Source organism: Winogradskya humida (genome assembly GCF_016862215.1).
Taxonomy (GTDB): Bacteria; Actinomycetota; Actinomycetes; order Mycobacteriales; family Micromonosporaceae; genus Actinoplanes; species Actinoplanes humidus.
In genome coordinates, this window is sequence record NZ_BOMN01000122.1 from 13,872 (window position 1) to 30,278 (window position 16,407).

Consider the following 16,407-nt stretch of genomic DNA (forward strand, 5'->3'; position numbering starts at 1 on the left):
TCAGATCTAGCTGTAGAACTGAGCATTCTATACATTGGCTATATAGCCGATAGGATATGAGGGTTACATGAGTGACGAAGCTGCAAACGAGTTCCTCTGGTACATCCCGAACCAGGTCGAGCCGGGCCATCGCGGGGACGACGTGGTCACGGATCACAACACCCTGGACACCCTCACCGGCCACGCCCTCGCGCTGGAGAAACACGGGTGGGGCGGGGCGCTGATCGGGACCGGCTGGGGGCGGCCCGACACGTTCACCGTCGCCACCGCGCTGGCCGCCCGGACGACGACGTTCCAGCCGCTGATCGCGGTGCGGCCCGGGTACTGGCGGCCGGCGAACTTCGCGTCGGCGGCGGCGAGCCTCGATCACCTCAGCGGCGGGCGCGTACTGATCAATATCGTGTCGGGGAAGGACAATCTCGCGGCGTATGGCGACAGCGAGGGTGACCAGGCCCACCGCTACGCGCGTACGAAGGAGTTCCTCCAGCTCGTCCGCAGATTGTGGACCGAGGAGAACGTCACGTATCACGGCGAGCACTTCGGGGTCACCGGCTCGACCGTGGTCCCCCGGCCGGTCGTGCGCGGCGCGCGCAGGCATCCGCGGCTCTACTTCGGCGGGGCTTCCGAGGCGGCTGAGCGGGTGGCTGCTGCCGAGGCTGACGTTCAGCTGTTCTGGGGTGAGCCGCTGGACGGCGTACGCGAAAGGATCGAAAGGCTGACAGCGCTCAGCGCCGAACTCGGCCGGGAGCATGCCCCGCTGGAGTTCGGGCTGCGGATCACCACGGTGGTCCGGGAGACGTCCGAGCAGGCCTGGTCCGATGCCGAGGCGAAGGTCGCGGAGATGGCGAAGGGCGTCGGCCGGACCCCGCCCGACCAGGCCCGGCGCGCCGCGGTCGGCCAGCAGCGGCTGCTCGACCTGACATCCCGCGGCGAGGTGCTGGACGACAACCTCTACACGGCGCCCGGCAAGTTCGGGGGCGGGGGCGCCGGCACCACGTGGCTGGTCGGCTCGGCCAAGGAGGTGGCATCGTCGCTACGGCGCTACCAGGAGCTGGGCATCACGCACTTCATCCTCTCCGACACGCCTTACCTGCCGGAGATCGAGCGCCAGGGCGAGCAGCTGTTGCCGCTATTGAGGGGCTGAGAAGCGGTAACGCGCGGCGGGGTGGTCGTCCCGGACCCGGGTCACCCCGCCGCCGTGGAAGTGCTCCCGCAGCGTCGAGCCCTCGTAGTCACGCCAGACCAGGCCACGGCGCTGCAGCTCGGGCACGACCAGATCGGTGAAGTCGCGGAACGTCACCGGCGGCACCGGGTCGGCGATGTTGAACCCGTCGATCCCCGCCTCGTCGACCCAGCGCTCCAGCTCGTCGGCGACCGTCGCGGGACTGCCGGCGATCACCGGGCCCCCACCGCCCACGCCGACGAACTCGGCGATCGCGCGCGGCGTCCAGCGCCGGTCCGGGTCGAGCGTGGTGAACAGCTCGACCATGCCGCGGATGCCGTCGGTCTCCACGTATTCCAGGGGCTTGTCGAGGTCCAGCGCCGACAGGTCGATGTGCATGAGCGCACTCCAGCGGGCCAAAGCGCCCTCTACACTGGCGTAGGACTGGTAATCCGCGAGCTTCGCCTGTGCCTGCGCGTCCGTCTCGGCCACGATCACCGTGGCGATCGCGAAGAACTTGAGCGAGCGGGGATCGCGGCCCTCGGCGGCGGCCCGCTCGCGGACATCGGTGACCAGGCCGCGCGCCATCGACGGCAGATAGGTCGACAGGAACACGCCCTCCGCGTGCCGGGCGGCGAACGCGCGCCCGACCGGGGACGTCCCGGCCTGGTAGATCACCGGGGTGCGCTGCACACCCGGCTCGGACAACGCGATGCCCGGCACCCGGTAGTACGTGCCCTCGTGCGCGACCGGCCGTACCCGTGCGGGGTCGACGAAGATGCCTTCGGGAGAGCGGACCACCGCGTCGTCGGCCCAGCTCGATTCCCACAACTTGTAGACGACGTCCATGAACTCCTCGGCGACCGCGTACCGCTGGTCGTGCGGGAGCTGAGTGGTCAGGCCGAGGTTGCGGGCCGCGCTGTCCAGGGCCGAGGTGACGACGTTCCACCCGATCCGGCCGCCGGTCAGGTGATCGAGGGTGGTCATCTTGCGGGCGAAGGAGTAGGGCTGCTCGTACGTCGACGACACCGTCACGGAGAACCCGAGATGCTCGGTGACCGCCGCCATCGCGCTGATCGCCAGCAGCGGATCATCGGTCGGCGTCTGGATGCCGTCCCGCAACGCCGCGTCGACGCTGCCCTGATAGACCTCGAGCGGCCCGAGCGCGTCCGCGATGAACAACGCGTCGAACCGCCCGCGCTCCAGGATCCGCGCGGTCTCGGTCCAGTAGCTCAGCTCCCGGTAGCGGTGCGCCTGGCTGTCCGGGTGCCGCCACAACCCGATCGCCGTATGCCCGACCGTGGACTGCCGCAACCCGTTCAACCGGATCCGCTCGCCGCTCATTGCTTCCCTCCGCCACTCATGATGATCAGCCGTTCTCGATGATCAGATCTGCCTGCCCGCGCACGTCGTTCGCCGCGTAGAAGGCGTCCTCCTGCCGGGCCCAGCGCTCCCAGTGCGGCGCATAGGTGTCACCGTCCCGGGCCATGGCCCGCTCGCGCCGCACATCCGCAGAAGCCTCGATCCAGATCAGCCCGCTCCGGTACGCCGTGAGCACGTCAGCCCCGCACCCGACGCCCTCGACCACGAGGCGCTCCGTGGCGGGCACCTCATGCCACGCGCCGGGACGATCCCCCGCCCAGTCCCACAGTCGCCACCGTGCGGGCTCCCCCGCGGCGAGCGGCACCAGCACCTGCTCGTGCAGCACGGTCACCGCCGCCTGCAACCCGTCCCACCCGGGATAGATCTCATCCATCCGGATCAGCGTCGCGCCCAGCCCCGCCGCAATCGTGGCGGCAAAACGCGACTTCCCGGACCCCGACCGCCCCTCGACCGCCAGCACGCGGAGATCTCCTACGCTCACCACCGCTCGACGACCCGGCTCGGCGTGATCCGCAGAACCACCCGATCCGCTTCTTCGGCCGCGTCGCCGCGCACGTGGTCCTTCCGGGTGTACCGCTGCGCGAGCGTGTCGACCAGGCTGCTCGCATCCTCGTCGGTGACCCGTGCGGTGCCACGGATCTCGACATAGCGGGTGGGCCGGTCCCGGTCGTAGATCAGCACGGTCACCCTCGGATCGCGCCGGATGTTGGCCGCTTTCCGCCGCCCGCCCTTGGTCGCCATCACCAGCTCGTCGCCGTCCCGCCCGACCCACATCACGGACAGCTGAGCGACACCATTCGGCTCGGTGGTCGACAGCACCGCGAACTCAGGCCGATCCAGCAACTCCCGCACCCCCTCACTAAACCGCACAACCACCCCGGGATCGGCCAACTCCGCGCCGAGCGTCGCCGGGCCGGGCGATTCTGGGCCGGGCGATTCTGGGCCGGGCGATTCTGGGTTGGGGGCGGCCGGTTCGGGGCCGAGGGTGAGCGGCAGGCCGGGGTCGGCGGACCACTCCTCCAGGGAGCCGTCGTAGAGGGCCACGTCGTCGCGGCCCAGCACCGCGAGGGCCAGGGCGACACCCGCGGCCGAGATGCCGCTGCCGCAGTAGAGCCACACCGGCTGTGGATCGGCGAGCAGCCCGGACAGTGCCTCGGTCAACGGCTCTGCGGGCAGCAGGCGGCCGTCCGGGCCGGACAGTGAGCGGGCCGGCAGGTTCCCGCTGCCGGGGATGTGGCCGCGGCGGGAGTACCGGGTAGGAACGTCGCCGCGGTAGGCCTCCGGGTTCAGCGCGCACAGCACGGTCGCGTCGACGTCACCCGCGATCCACGCCTCCAGGTCACCACGCTCGATCCACCGCTCCGGACGGGGGCGCGCCGTGAGTCTCCCGGCGGGAGGCTCCGGCGCCGGCCCTGATGCGATGGGCAGTCCGGCTTCGCGCCAGGCTGCCAGGCCGCCGTCGAGGACCTGGGCAGGCACGCCGATCGAGGTGAGGAGCCACCACAGCCGGGCGGCCCAGATGCCGCCGGCGCTGTCGTAGGCCACGACCGGGACGCCGTCCGTGACGCCGAGGCGGGCCAACGACGCCGCGAGCACCGAAGGCTCCGGGTGGGCGAAGTGCGAGGGGGCGGCCGGGTCGCTGAGGTCGTTGAGCAGGTCGGCGTGGCGGGAGCCCGGGATATGCGCGGTGAGCCAGCCTTCGTAGCCGGTGGTCGCGCGGTGGTCGCCGTCGAACCCGGGTGCGGGGAGGGTGACCGTGGCGTCGAGGATCAGGAGCTCACGGCGTACTGAAAGCTGCTCGGTCGTGATCAACGGGCCGGTCATCGCGGCACCGCCGTGCGCCAGTCGAAGTCCGCGGGGAGGATGCCGGCGGTGGCGAGCCAGTCGGTGTAGGGGTCCATGAGGTCGGGGCGGATCTCGCCCCAGCTGCCGTCGTGCCACCAGGTGGGCGCGATGAGCTCGAGGGAGCGGGCGAGGACGGGCCGGGGGAAGTATGGGATGACGCGGTCGAGGATCTCCAGGGTGCCGGCCGGGTCGTCGGTTGCCGCGCGGAAGCCGCGCTCGGTGACCTCGAGGAACGTGGCGATCACGCCGGGGTCGTCGGCGAGCGCGGGGCCGGTGCCGAGCAGGTAGCTGTGGTACGGCGGGGCGCCGATGTCGTCGACCGGCCAGATGATGCGCTCCTCGCCGGGGAGGTCCGCGAACAGGGCGTCCCAGGCCCAGTAGCCGCCGAACGTGGCGTCGATCCCGCCGGCGGCGATGTCGTCGACGCTGAGCTCGCGGTGGCCGCTGTCGACCAGGATGACCGCGTCCGGGTCTCCGCCGTCGGCCGCGACCAGGTGGCGGACCATGGCCACGCCGCGCGGGGTCGGGTTGAGGGCGAGGCGTTTGCCGGCCAGGTCGCGGGGGCGGGTGATGCCGCGGCCGGTGACGCTCTGGATGGTCTCCATGCCGCGGTGGTTGATCGAGGCGACCGCCTGAAGGGGCTGGCCCTCGGCGCGGCGGACGAGCAGGCGGTTGGTCGGGAAGACGCCGAAGTGGACCTCGCCGCGCAGGAGGTGTTCGAGGGTGTCACCGCGCAGGGCGTCGAAGACGGTGAGTTCGACGTCCAGGCCGGCGTCGGCGTACCAGCCGTTGCGGGAGGCCACGTAGAAGCCGGCGGCGTTGGGCCAGGGGTGGAAGTACTCGAGCATCACGCGTACGTGGGTGGCGGTCATCGGGGGCTCGCAGTCAGCAGGTCGGTCAGCCTGCGGCGCAAGCGGACGAAGGTGGGATCGTCGACCACCTCGGCACGGCGGGGGCGCTCGAACGGCACCTCGACGCGTTCCAGGACGGTCGCCGGGCGGCGGGTGAAGACGTAGACGGTGTCGGAGAGCAGCAGGGCCTCTTCGATGTTGTGGGTGACGAAGAGGATCGAGCGGCGGTCCTGCTCCCAGATGTCGAGCAGCCAGCGGTGCATCTCGGCGCGCAGCATCGCGTCGAGCGCGCTGAACGGCTCGTCGAGGCAGATCAGGTCGCGACCGGCGAGCAGGGCGCGCAGGAACGCGACGCGCTGCTGCATGCCGCCGGAGAGCTCGTGCGGGTACGAGCGGGCGAAGCCGTCAAGGCCCACTTTCGCCAGCCAGTCACGGGCCTGGGGGCGGGTGCCGCGTTTCGGGGCGCCGCCGATCTCCCGGGCCAGGACGACGTTGTCCTCGATGGTCCGCCACGGCAGCAGCGCGGGTGCCTGGGGCATGTAGCCGATCAGGCCGCGGCGGCCGTTGGCGTGGGCGCCGTCGATGCCGATGGTCCCGGTGGCCGGGGTCAGCAACCCGCCGATGAGGTGGAACAGCGTGCTCTTACCGCTGCCGGACGGCCCGACGATGGAGACGAACTCGCCTTTGCCGACGCGCAGCGAGATGTCCTCGAGCACGTGCAGGTCGCCGTAGGAGTGCGACAGGCCGGTGATGTCCAGAGCGGTGTCAGCCACGGGACCTCCTCCCCTTCACGGTCAGCTTCTCGACGAGCAGGACCAGGCCGAAGACCGCCAGGGCCAGCAGGACCACGATGGCGATGGCCACGAACATGCGGTCCGCCCGGAACGCCGACTTCTGGATGATCATGTAACGGCCGATGCCGACGTCGCTGCCGAGCCACTCGGAGATGATCGCGCCGAAGACGCTGTAGGTCGCGGCGATCTTCAGGCCGGAGAACATCGCGGGCAGCGCGGCCGGCCACTGCAGCTTGGTGAACAGCTGGCGCCGGTTCGCGCCGCTCATCAGCAGGTAGTCGGCGATCAGCGCGTCGCTGCGGCCGAGCCCGTCCAGGGTGGCGACCGCGACCGGGAAGAAGCAGACCAGCACGATCACCACGATCTTCGGGGCCAGCCCGAACCCGAGCCAGACGACCAGCAGCGGCGCGATCGCGATCGTCGGGATGTTCTGGCTGGTGACCAGCAGCGGGTACAGCGCGGCCCGCAGCAGCGGGACGAGGTGCAGCACCACGGCGACCAGCAGCCCGATCACCACGCCCGCGGTGAAGCCGAGCAGCGTCAGCTTCGTGGTCGCGAGCGTATGGGTGATCAGGGAGTCCCGCTGGTCCGCGGCGGCTGCCAGCACATCCGTCGGGCTGGGCAGCAACCAGGAATCAATTCCCGAGATCGCGGTGTACGCCTGCCAGCCGGCGAGGATGGCCAGCACCGCGATCACGGGGGCGACCTTGCGGATCACGGCAGGAAATCATTGGTGTAGGCCTTCGTCGCGTCGACCTTCGTGGTGAGGACCTTCTGGTCGAGCAGCCACTGGGAGAAGTTCGTCCACACCTCGGGCTTCTGCTCACCCCAGCGCGCGGCGTCGTCCTGATACTTCGGGCTCAACCAGGCCTGGCTCTTGCCGACCAGGTCCTTGTCGAGGTCGGGGGCGGCGGCGAGCAGGATCGAGGCGGCGTCGGCGGGGTTCTTCGCGGCGTAGCCGTAGCCCTCGGAGGCGGCCGCCACGAACGACTTCACCAGCTCGGGATCCTGCGAGATGCGCTTCTCGTTCGTGATCAGGATCGGGGTGTAGAAGTCCAGCGCGGGGTTGTAGTCCTTGACGTACTGGATGTTGACGGGAGCGTTGCGCAGCTCCGCCTCGATACCGGTCCAGCCGTAGAAGATCCACTCGAAGTCGATGCCCTTCTTCGTGGCCGCGAAGAAGTCGGCGTCCCCGACGTTCACCGTCTTGATCGCCGACGCGTCGCCACCGTCGGCCTGGACGATCGACTTGAGCAGCGGCTCCTCGATCGCGCCCCCGAACCCGCCGTACGTCTTGCCCGCGTACTGCGCCGGCCGGGTCAGCCCGCGGTCCTTGGGCGACGCGAACCCGGACGTGTTGTGCTGGATCACCGCGGCGACCGACACGAGCGGGGCGCCCTGCGCCCGGGCCTGGGTCAGCGCCTCCTGCGCGCTGACCGCGAACGGGATCTTGTCCGCGGCGACGAGCGTGCCCGGGTCGGCGTCACCGGGCTGCACGATCTCGACCTCGAGGCCGTGCGCCTTGAAGTAACCCTTGGACTGGGCGACGTACAGGCCGGTGTGGTTGGTGTTGGGGGTCCAGTCCAGGGCGACCTGAATCTTGCGAAGACCACCACCGCTGCCGGCCGCCTCGTCCTTGTCGTCGGTACCGCCACAGGCGGCCACGGCGAGGGCGACGGAGGCGGTCGCGGCGGCGATGAGGGCACGACGACGCGTGAAGGGACTGGTCAGAGAGGTAACGGTGCTGGTCACGACGGCAACGTACGGGAAACGACCTGGGCCCGCCAAGCCTCGGTGGCCCGCATTACATAGTTTTCCCACATGCTAGGCAGGAATTGCTCTGAGCAGCAACGATAGGGTTCAGTGCATGATCCAATTGCGCTTCCTCTCGGGGCCGGACATCGACTCGCTGGGCATCGGGCCGGCCGAGGTCATCACCGCGGTGCAAGGGGCGGTCGACGCGCACGGGCGCGGGCTGACCGTCTTCGAGCCCAGGACCCATCTCGTGCCGGACAACGGCGGTGCGGGGCACTTCAACGTCCTGCGCGGGCACGTCAGCACCCTCGGCGAGCACGGTCTCAGCGGCGTCAAGGTCGTGGGCGACTTCGTCGACAACTTTCAGTACGGGCTCCCGAGCGAACTGGCCCTGATCACGGTGTACGACCCGACGACCGGCGTCCCGCTCGCGATCATGGACGCGACCTGGATCACCGAGGCCCGGACCGGCGCGATGACCGCGGTCGGCGCCACATTCCTCGCCCGCCCCGACTCGCGGATCCTCGGCCACGTCGGCGCGCGGGGCACGGCGTTCTCCAACGTCACCATGCTCGACAGCCTCTTCCCGCTCGACGAGATCCGGGTGACCAGCCGCCGCCCCGAATCCCGCGAGGCATTCGCCGCCCAGCTGCGCGCGGTGACGGACACGCCGGTGCGGGCCGTGGACACCGCCGCGGAGGCGTTCGAGGGCGCGGACATCCTCGTCGAGGCGTCCCGGTTGCAGGAACCCCAGCCCCTGCTGCGTACGGCTGCTGTGAAGCCCGGCGCGTTCGTCGTACCGTACGGAACGATCAGCGCTGTGGAACTTGATCTGCTCGACGTCATGGACAAGGTGGTCGTCGACGACTGGAGCGAGTCGCGCTCCGGGCGTTTCGGGGCGCTGCGCGCGCACGTCGACACCGGCAGGCTCAGCGAGAAGACGCTCTACGCCCAGATCGGCGAGATCGTCACGGGCCGCAAACCGGGCCGCGAGCACCCGGACGAGCGGATCCTCTACTGGCACCGCGGTCTGTCCATCCTCGATGTCGCGGTGGCGCACCTGATCCTCACCCGCGCCGAGGCCGCCGACACCGGCACACTCTTGCGGTACCGATGAGAACGGTGATCCTGCACCGGGCCGGCAAGCTCGACCGCGCCGTGATCGAGCAGCTCGCCCGGGGCACGTGCCGGGTCGAGCTCAGCCCGGCACTGATCGCCGAGCTCACCGCGAACCGCCGGGCCGTGCTCGCGGACCTGGACGGCGACCAGCCGGTCTACGGGGTCAACACCGGGATGGGAGCGATGGCGGGCGTACGCCTGGACGCCGACGCCCAGGCCCGGCACCAGGACACGCTGATGTCCGGGCGGGCCGTGGGCTCGGCGCCGTGGCTGCGACGGGACGAGGCCCGGGCGTTGCTCGCCGCACGGCTGCGTACGTTCCTGCATCCCGCCGCGGGCGTCTCCGCCGAGCTGTGCCGGAGCCTGATCGACCTGTTGAACCACGACGTGATCCCGGCGATCCCCGCCCGGGGCAGCGGCGCCGCCGGCGAGATCATCCCCCTCGCCCACACCGGCGCCGCCCTGCTCGGCACCGGCCAGGTGCTCGACGCCGCCGGCCACGCGACCGGCGCCGCCCCCGCCCTCAAAGCGGCCGGGTTGAGTCCGCGCTCGTTCGGCGCCAAGGAGGGCGTCGCGTTCCTGGAGGGCGTGCCCGGCCTGACCGGCCTCGCGGTGCTGCACGCCGCCGCCGTCCGGACCCTGCTGACCCAGCAGATCGTCGTGGCGGCCGCGGCGCACGTCGTGGTCGGCGCGAGCCCCGATCCGCTGCACCCGGCGCTGGCCGACAGCGACGAGCTCCGTACCGTCCTGGCCGCCCTGCTGGAGCTGCGCGGCACCGGCCCGGCACGGGAGCTGCAGGCACCGGTGTCGTTCCGGGTCACCGCGCCCGCCCTGGCCATGGCACTGCGTGCGGTCGCGGCGCTGGAGGCCGCCGCCGACCGCGCCCTGACCGCGATCACCGACTCCCCCGCGCACCTCGACGGCCGGTTCGTCGGCACCGCGGGCTTCGCGGGCACCGACCTGGCCGCGACGGCGGGCGCGCTGACCACCGCCCTCGCGCACCTGGCCGACCTGGGCACGGCCCGCCTGCACCGGATTCTGGACCCGGCGGTCACCGGGCTGCCCCGCCAGCTGTCGGACTCCCCCGGCCTGCACGCCGGGATGGCCGCCGTGCACAAGCGGGCCGTGGGCGTCACGCATCGGCTGCGGCGTTTCACGCTGCCCGCGCTGGGTGGCGCGATGGAGACGTCACTGGGACAGGAGGACGTGCAGAGCTTCGGGTTCGAGGCTGCCGAGTGTCTGGGCGAGGCGGTGACCGGGCTGCGGGACGTGCTGGCGTGCGAGCTGCTGGGCGTACACCAGGCATTCCTTCTCGATGCCCGGGAGGCACCCTTCGGTGAGATCGCCGCGGCCCTGCCTCCCGGCACCGGCGACCGGCCGTTCGGACGCGACCTCGATCGGATCATCGGCCTGCTCGAAGGAGGTTCGTTGACACTCCATGTCATCACTGCGTAGAGTGACGGCATAGCGTGTCATCGGACGCGCTCGCAGCAGGGGAGACAGCGTCATGGGTGCAGAGATCTGGGTTCTCGGCGGCACCGGCCGCAGCGGCCGTGCCATCGCGGCCGAACTGAGCCGGCGCGGGCTCACCCCCGTGCTGGTGGGCAGGGACGCGGACCGCCTGACCACCGCCGCGCGGGCGACCGGCAGCGGGACCCTGGTCACCGCGTCGGTCGGCGCCACCGCCACGGAGATCCGGCGGCTGCACCCCGCGGTGGTCATCAACACGGTCGGGCCGTTCACCACGACCGCCGGGCCGCTCATCGACGCCTGTCTGGCAGCCGGCAGCCACTACCTCGACCTGGCCAACGACATCACCGCGGTGGGCGCCACGCTCGACCGCAACGACGCGGCGGCAGCCGCCGGGCGCACCCTCGTCACCGGCGCCGGATTCGGCGTGACCGCCACCGAGAGCGTCGTCGTGAAACTGTGCGAGGGCCGCCCCGCGCCGCTGCGGATCCGGGTCGACATGGTGCCCTCCCTGGCGATGGAGGCGGGCACCATCGGCGAGGCCCTGGCCGGCACGATCCTCGGCGACCCGAATGAGCTCGCGGGCGGCCAGATCACCGACGGCCGCCTCGCGCCCGCCCGGATCGGCGGCGACCCGCTGCGCCTCACCCTGCCGGACGGCTCCGAGGTGACCACGGCGGTCATGCCGCTCGGCGAGGTGCTCGCGGCGCAGCGGGCGAGCGGCGCCCGCAACGTGCTCTCGGCCTCCAGCGAAGTACCGTCGGGGACGCTCGTCCGCGCGGTGATGCCGGCCGCGATGGTCATGCTGAAATGGGCGCCGGCCCGGTCGTTCGCCCAGCGCCGCCTCGCCGGGGTGCAGGTGAAGGCGAAGGACAAGCCCCGCGAGCATTCCTGGGGGCACGCGGTCGCGACCTGGGACGACGGCGAGACCCGGGAGGGGTGGCTGCGGGTGGGCGAGGCTCAGGAGTACACCGGAGCCGTCCCCGCCGAGGTCACCCTCCGGCTGCTGAACGGCGAGGGCCGGCCGGGCGCGTACACCCCGGCCGCCCTTTTCGGCACCACCCTCGCCGAGTCGTGCGGTGGCGAGTATCTGATGTCCTGAGCCGCGGCGACCGAGTTGTCGCAGCCACGCCGCGTGGCTAGATGTTGCGCCGGACACCGGCACGCGACAACTTTCTGCGCGGAGCTGGCCGCACTCGCCTGGAAGATCGCCTTTGACCGCTGGCCAACCCGGCCACCACCGAGGGCTTCGGCGAGCTGGCCCGTCAAGCATTCACCGAGGTCCGAGCAGCCGGCGCTCTCTGCTGACCGCCTAGGCTGCGACGGCCGCCAGTTCGGGGAGCAGGGCGGCCGCGCGTTCGAGGTCGGTGCCGAGGGGGCGGTCTTCGAAGCTGGGGTCCAGGGATGCCGCTGCGATTTCGAAGGCTCGGCGGACGGGGCCGTCGGTGAGGCGCCCCGGGGCCATGCGGAGGGCGCGGACGGCGGCGACCAGTTCTGCGGCGAGCAGGGTCGGGGCGTAGTGGGACATTCTGCGCAGGGAGCGGGCGCCCTGGGTGGCGAAGCTGGCGTGTTCCTCGAGGCCGAGGGAGATGGTCAGGGTGCCGGCCGCGACGGGCTGCATGCCGACGCGGATCTCGGTGAGGAGGTCCTGGACCACGTACTCGCTGATCATCAGGCCGGAGCTGCCCACCGGGCCGCCCGCCAGGAACGCGCGCAGACCGGTCAGGTCGGGGCGCATCAGCAGGCCGAGCCGAGCCGATGACAGGGACAGGACGGGCAGAAACGTTCCGCGTACGGCGTCCAGGCTGGACGCCAGCGTCGCGGTGTGGAACTGCCCGTGATGATGGACACCGTCCGCGGTGATCAGCGGGTTCTCGACAGCCGCATTGAGCTCCGCCGTCAGCACGTCGTGCAGCGCGCCGACGGCATGCACGGCGGGTGCGGCGACCTGGGGCAGGACCCGCAGCCCGAACGGGTCCTGGATACGAGCGGGCGCCCCGGATCCGGCCACCAGCCAGCGGAGCATCCCCGCGACCTCGACCTGCCCGGGATGCGCGCGGGCATGATGGACGACAGCCTCGTACGCTCCCGGATTGCCCTGTAATGCAAGAAATGTCAGCGCGGCGATGACCGTGGAGGCGCGCAGCTGGGTGTGGACGCGGTCGAGGGCGAGCACCGCAGTCGCGACGGTCAGCGCGCTGGAGCTGATCATCGGGAGGGCGTCCGTGGCGTCGATCGTGGTGACCGGGCCGGGTCCGTAACGCCAGGGGCGTTCGCCGGCGAGGGTGAGGCCCAGTTCGGCGAGGGCGGCCAGGTCGGCCGTGCCGATGGCACCCCAGGAGTGCAGGGTGGGTACGGCACCCGAGCGCACCGCCTCGGCGAGGGCGTCGGTGACCCGGCGGGAGATGCCCGAGCCGCCCGCGAGGATCTGGTTGAGCCGGACGGTCATCGCCGCGCGGGCGGTCACGTCGTCCTCGACCGGGCCGGTCGCCGCGCAGTGGCTGCGCAGGAGCCGCAGGCCATGGTCAAGATCGTCGCCGGTACTCTCGTGCCGGTTGGCGCCGACGCCGGTGTTGGCGCCGTAGACAGCGCCGCGGGCCCGGGCGTCGTCCAGCGCGGCGTGCCGGTCGCCGATGCGGCTCAGCGCCATGGGGTCGACCTCGATGCCCGCCACACCGGAGGCGACGGCGAGCAGGCCGTCCGTCGTCAAAGTCTGCCCGTCGAGGCGGACCACCGTGTCTTCGCTGGTCACCTGTTGACACCCCATTCACTACACCGGAAGTATGAATAAAGATCTTCAGGAGGTTCCATGATCACATTCGAAGACGTGGTGAAGGTCTATCCAGGCGGCAGCACCGCGGTAGATCATCTCTCGCTCGAGCTGCCCACCGGCAAGACCACCGTGCTGGTCGGGCCGTCCGGCTGCGGCAAGACCACCTCGCTCCGGATGATCAACCGGATGGTACGGCCCACGTCGGGCCGGGTACTGATCGACGGGCGCGACGTGGCGGAGCAGGACGAGGCCCTGCTGCGCCGGGGCATCGGCTATGTCATCCAGCACGCCGGGCTCTTCCCGCACCGCACGGTGCTGGACAACGTCGCGACGGTGCCGATGCTGCTCGGGCGTACCCGTAAGCAGGCCCGGACCGACGCGCTGGGCCTGCTGGAACGGGTCGGCCTGTCCGCGGAGTTCGCCAAGCGCTACCCCGCCCAGCTCTCCGGCGGGCAGCAGCAGCGCGTCGGCGTGGCCCGCGCGCTGGCCGCCGACCCGCCGATCATGGTGATGGACGAGCCGTTCAGCGCGGTCGACCCGGTGGTCCGGGAGGGGCTGCACCGCGAGTTCCTGCGGCTGCAGAAGGACCTGGGCAAGACGATCGCGATGGTGACGCACGACATCGACGAGGCGATCAAGCTCGGCGACGTGGTCGCCATCTTCCGCCAGGGTGGCCGGCTCGCCCAGGTCGGCACGCCGCGGGAGGTGCTCGCGAACCCCGCCGACGACTTCGTGGCCGAGTTCGTGGGCCGCGACCGCGGGCTGCGCAGCCTCTCCTTCGAGTCCGCCGCCGACCTGCCCGTACGCCCATTGTCCGAGGTCGGCGATCTGGAGCTCGACGACGCCGGGCGCCCGGTGGGCTACGGCAGCTTCACCCGCGCCGACTCGCTGCGGCTGGTGACCGACCTGGCGATCATCTCCCCGGCCGGCATCGCGGTCCGGGTCGACGCCGAGGGCGTGGCCGACGGGATCGTGCGCCACCACGACCTCGTCGACCACCTGGCCGCCCGGCGCCGCGAGCAGCCGTGATCACCTATCTGTCCAACAACACCGACGTCATCCTGGCCGCGCTGCGTCAGCACATCGTGCTCGCGCTGCTGCCGGTGCTCATCGGGTTCGCCGTCGCACTGCCGATCGGCTACCTCGGTGTCCGGTTCCCCCGGGTCTACCACCCGCTGGTCAACGTCTGCGGGGTGCTGTATTCGATCCCGTCGCTGGCGCTGTTCGTGTTCCTGCCGGTGATCCTCGGCACGAAGATCCTCTCGCCGCTGAACATCGTGGTCGCGCTGAGCATCTACACGGTGGCGCTGCTGGCCAGGACCGTGGCCGACGGGCTGCGCTCAGTCGACGAGCTGGTCACCCAGTCCGCGACCGCGATGGGCTACCGCCGGTTCCGGCGCCTGGTCGACGTCGAGCTCCCGGTGGCGCTGCCGGTGATCCTTGCCGGGCTGCGCGCGGCGACCGTGGCCAACATCAGCCTGGTCAGCGTCGGTGCCCTGATCGGCGTCGGCGGGCTCGGGCAGCTGTTCACCCGCGGCTTCCAGCTGTTCTACCTCGAGCCCATCCTGGTCGGCATCATCGCTTCGATCGCGCTCGCGGCGGTCGCCGACCTCGCCATCGTGCTCGTGCAGCGCCTGATCACCCCGTGGAGTCGCGTGTGAACCTCTCCTATCTGTTCGACGCGGCGCACTGGGATCCCACGCTGTCCGGCGGCATCCCCCAGCTGATCCTGTCCCACCTGGGATATGTCGCGCTGGCGCTGCTCATCGGCACGGTCATCGCGCTGCCCGCGGGGCTCTACATCGGGCACACCGGGCGCGGCTCGTTCCTGGCCATCAACGCGGGCAACGCGGGCCGGTCACTGCCCACGCTGGGTCTGCTGATGCTCATGGTCACGTTGCTCGGGCTCGGGCTCACACCCGTACTCATCGCCCTGAGCGTGCTGGTCATCCCTCCGGTCCTGACCTCCGCGTACGCGGGAATGCGCAGCCTGGACCAGCGGGTCGTCGACGCCGCCCGGGGCATGGGCATGCGCCCCTGGCAGGTCCTCACCCGCGTCGAGCTGCCCATGGCCCTGCCCGTGCTGATGAGCGGGTTCCGCAGCGCCGCGCTCCAGGTCGTCGCGACGGCGACCGTCGCCGCGGCGGTGGGCCTCAGCGGTCTCGGCCGGCTGCTCATCGACGGCCTGGCCGTCAACGACTATTCCCGAGTGCTGGCCGGCGCCATCGTCGTCGCGGTGCTGGCGGTCGGGCTCGATCTGCTGCTCGCACTGGTGCAGCGCTGGGTCGTATCCCCCGGCCTGAATCCCTCTCCGAAAGGTCCTTCATGACACGCATACGCCTGATCGGTGCGGCGATCGCCGCGCTGACGACGATCGCCCTCACCGGCTGCGGCGCCGGTGACGACCCGCTGAAGGACGACGCCGGTTCCGCGTCGTCGGCGCCGGGAAGCATCACCATCGGCTCGGCCAACTTCGCCGAGAGCGAGCTGCTCGCCGAGATCTACGCCCAGGCCCTCGAGGCCAAGCAGGTGAAGGTCAAGCGGACGTTCAACATCGGCGCCCGCGAGCTGTACCTCAAGGCGCTGCAGGACAAGTCGATCGACCTGCTCCCCGAGTACAACGGGGCCCTGCTCGCCGCGCTGGCCACCGGTGGCGCGCCCGAGGGCGTCAGCTCGCCGACCGACGTACTCGCCGCGCTCAAGAAGGTGCTGCCCGCCGGCACCGAGGTGCTGGAGCAGTCCGCCGCCGAGGACAAGGACACCCTCAGCGTCACCCAGGAGACCGCGACCAAGTTCAGCCTGAAGACCATCGACGACCTCAAGCCGGTGGCCGGTCAGCTCACCGTCGGCGCCGGGCCGGAGTGGGCCGAGCGCTACCAGGGGCTCAAGGGCCTCGAGAGCCTGTACGGCGTGAAGTTCAAGGAGTTCAAGCCGCTCGACGCCGGTGGCCCGCTCACCGTCAAGGCGCTGACCGGTGGCGACATCGACGTCGGCAACGTGTTCTCCACGGACTCCGCGATCACCACGAACAAGCTCGTCGTGCTGGCGGACCCGAAGAACCTCTACACCGCGGAGAACGTGCTGCCGCTGATCCGCTCCGAGGCGAACAACCCCACCGTCAGCGGGGCACTGAACGCGGTCTCGGCGAAGCTGACCACCGAGAACCTCACCACCTACCTGGCCAAGGTGCAGGTCGACAAGCAGGACACCGCGGCGGTCGCCAAGGCGTTCCTGACCGAGAACGGCCTGGTCTGA

At 71.0% G+C, this 16,407-nt stretch carries 16 protein-coding genes; 8 read left to right on the top strand and 8 right to left on the bottom strand.

All coding sequences use genetic code 11. The features are described from left to right. Positions 1-67: 67 nt before the first annotated feature. On the top strand, positions 68-1,144 hold the full coding sequence (locus tag Ahu01nite_RS42250) for an LLM class flavin-dependent oxidoreductase (protein WP_203842399.1): 1,077 nt from the start codon (positions 68-70) through the stop codon (positions 1,142-1,144). Here Ahu01nite_RS42250 and Ahu01nite_RS42255 read toward each other — a convergent pair. Genes Ahu01nite_RS42255 through Ahu01nite_RS42285 form a run of 7 tightly spaced genes read right to left on the bottom strand, consistent with a single transcriptional unit; the run spans position 1,130 to position 7,787 of the window. After that, entirely contained in the window at positions 1,130-2,506 is a 1,377-nt protein-coding gene (locus Ahu01nite_RS42255) for an LLM class flavin-dependent oxidoreductase (RefSeq protein WP_203842400.1), read from the bottom strand. The two genes, Ahu01nite_RS42250 and Ahu01nite_RS42255, sit on opposite strands and share 15 nt — an antisense overlap. 25 nt (positions 2,507-2,531) lie before the next feature. Further along, positions 2,532-3,026 (bottom strand): nucleoside/nucleotide kinase family protein, encoded by a 495-nt coding sequence (locus tag Ahu01nite_RS42260; RefSeq protein ID WP_203842401.1) that lies wholly within the window; start codon positions 3,024-3,026, stop codon positions 2,532-2,534. Then, on the bottom strand, positions 3,023-4,369 hold the full coding sequence (locus Ahu01nite_RS42265) for a TIGR03618 family F420-dependent PPOX class oxidoreductase (RefSeq protein ID WP_203842402.1): 1,347 nt from the start codon (positions 4,367-4,369) through the stop codon (positions 3,023-3,025). The genes Ahu01nite_RS42260 and Ahu01nite_RS42265 overlap by 4 nt, the downstream gene beginning before the upstream one ends. Further along, on the bottom strand, positions 4,366-5,262 hold the full coding sequence (locus Ahu01nite_RS42270; RefSeq protein WP_203842403.1) for an ABC transporter substrate-binding protein: 897 nt from the start codon (positions 5,260-5,262) through the stop codon (positions 4,366-4,368). The genes Ahu01nite_RS42265 and Ahu01nite_RS42270 overlap by 4 nt, the downstream gene beginning before the upstream one ends. Continuing rightward, positions 5,259-6,014: an ABC transporter ATP-binding protein gene (locus Ahu01nite_RS42275; RefSeq protein ID WP_203842404.1), complete on the bottom strand. Its 756-nt coding sequence runs from the start codon at positions 6,012-6,014 to the stop codon at positions 5,259-5,261. The genes Ahu01nite_RS42270 and Ahu01nite_RS42275 overlap by 4 nt, the downstream gene beginning before the upstream one ends. Next, entirely contained in the window at positions 6,007-6,753 is a 747-nt protein-coding gene (locus tag Ahu01nite_RS42280) for an ABC transporter permease (protein ID WP_203842405.1), read from the bottom strand. Before Ahu01nite_RS42280 ends, Ahu01nite_RS42275 begins: the two co-directional genes overlap by 8 nt. Then, positions 6,750-7,787, bottom strand: a complete 1,038-nt coding sequence (locus Ahu01nite_RS42285; protein WP_203842406.1) for an ABC transporter substrate-binding protein — start codon at positions 7,785-7,787, stop codon at positions 6,750-6,752. Before Ahu01nite_RS42285 ends, Ahu01nite_RS42280 begins: the two co-directional genes overlap by 4 nt. A gap of 115 nt (positions 7,788-7,902) precedes the next feature. Between Ahu01nite_RS42285 and Ahu01nite_RS42290 the strand changes: the two genes are divergently transcribed. From Ahu01nite_RS42290 to Ahu01nite_RS42300, 3 genes are read left to right on the top strand one after another with little or no spacing between them, the layout of a single operon-like run. Then, positions 7,903-8,907, top strand: coding sequence for an ornithine cyclodeaminase family protein (locus Ahu01nite_RS42290; RefSeq protein ID WP_203842407.1), 1,005 nt, complete (start codon positions 7,903-7,905; stop codon positions 8,905-8,907). Beyond that, the gene (locus Ahu01nite_RS42295; protein ID WP_203842408.1) at positions 8,904-10,364 is read left to right on the top strand and encodes an aromatic amino acid lyase; all 1,461 of its coding nucleotides are present in this window, start codon (positions 8,904-8,906) and stop codon (positions 10,362-10,364) included. Before Ahu01nite_RS42290 ends, Ahu01nite_RS42295 begins: the two co-directional genes overlap by 4 nt. Positions 10,365-10,416: 52 nt before the next feature. After that, positions 10,417-11,481, top strand: a complete 1,065-nt coding sequence (locus tag Ahu01nite_RS42300; RefSeq protein WP_203842409.1) for a saccharopine dehydrogenase NADP-binding domain-containing protein — start codon at positions 10,417-10,419, stop codon at positions 11,479-11,481. A gap of 210 nt (positions 11,482-11,691) precedes the next feature. Here the strand turns inward: Ahu01nite_RS42300 and Ahu01nite_RS42305 are convergent, their stop codons facing one another. Beyond that, entirely contained in the window at positions 11,692-13,131 is a 1,440-nt protein-coding gene (locus Ahu01nite_RS42305; protein WP_239159583.1) for an aromatic amino acid lyase, read from the bottom strand. Between the two features lie 57 nt (positions 13,132-13,188). Here Ahu01nite_RS42305 and Ahu01nite_RS42310 point away from each other — a divergent pair, with 57 nt between their 5' ends. From Ahu01nite_RS42310 to Ahu01nite_RS42325, 4 genes are read left to right on the top strand one after another with little or no spacing between them, the layout of a single operon-like run. Next, positions 13,189-14,181: an ABC transporter ATP-binding protein gene (locus tag Ahu01nite_RS42310; protein ID WP_203842411.1), complete on the top strand. Its 993-nt coding sequence runs from the start codon at positions 13,189-13,191 to the stop codon at positions 14,179-14,181. Beyond that, positions 14,178-14,813, top strand: a complete 636-nt coding sequence (locus tag Ahu01nite_RS42315) for an ABC transporter permease (protein WP_203842412.1) — start codon at positions 14,178-14,180, stop codon at positions 14,811-14,813. The genes Ahu01nite_RS42310 and Ahu01nite_RS42315 overlap by 4 nt, the downstream gene beginning before the upstream one ends. After that, entirely contained in the window at positions 14,810-15,481 is a 672-nt protein-coding gene (locus tag Ahu01nite_RS42320) for an ABC transporter permease (protein ID WP_203842413.1), read from the top strand. The genes Ahu01nite_RS42315 and Ahu01nite_RS42320 overlap by 4 nt, the downstream gene beginning before the upstream one ends. Further along, a complete protein-coding gene (locus tag Ahu01nite_RS42325; RefSeq protein ID WP_203842414.1) occupies positions 15,478-16,407 on the top strand; it encodes an ABC transporter substrate-binding protein in 930 nt (309 codons plus the stop codon). Before Ahu01nite_RS42320 ends, Ahu01nite_RS42325 begins: the two co-directional genes overlap by 4 nt.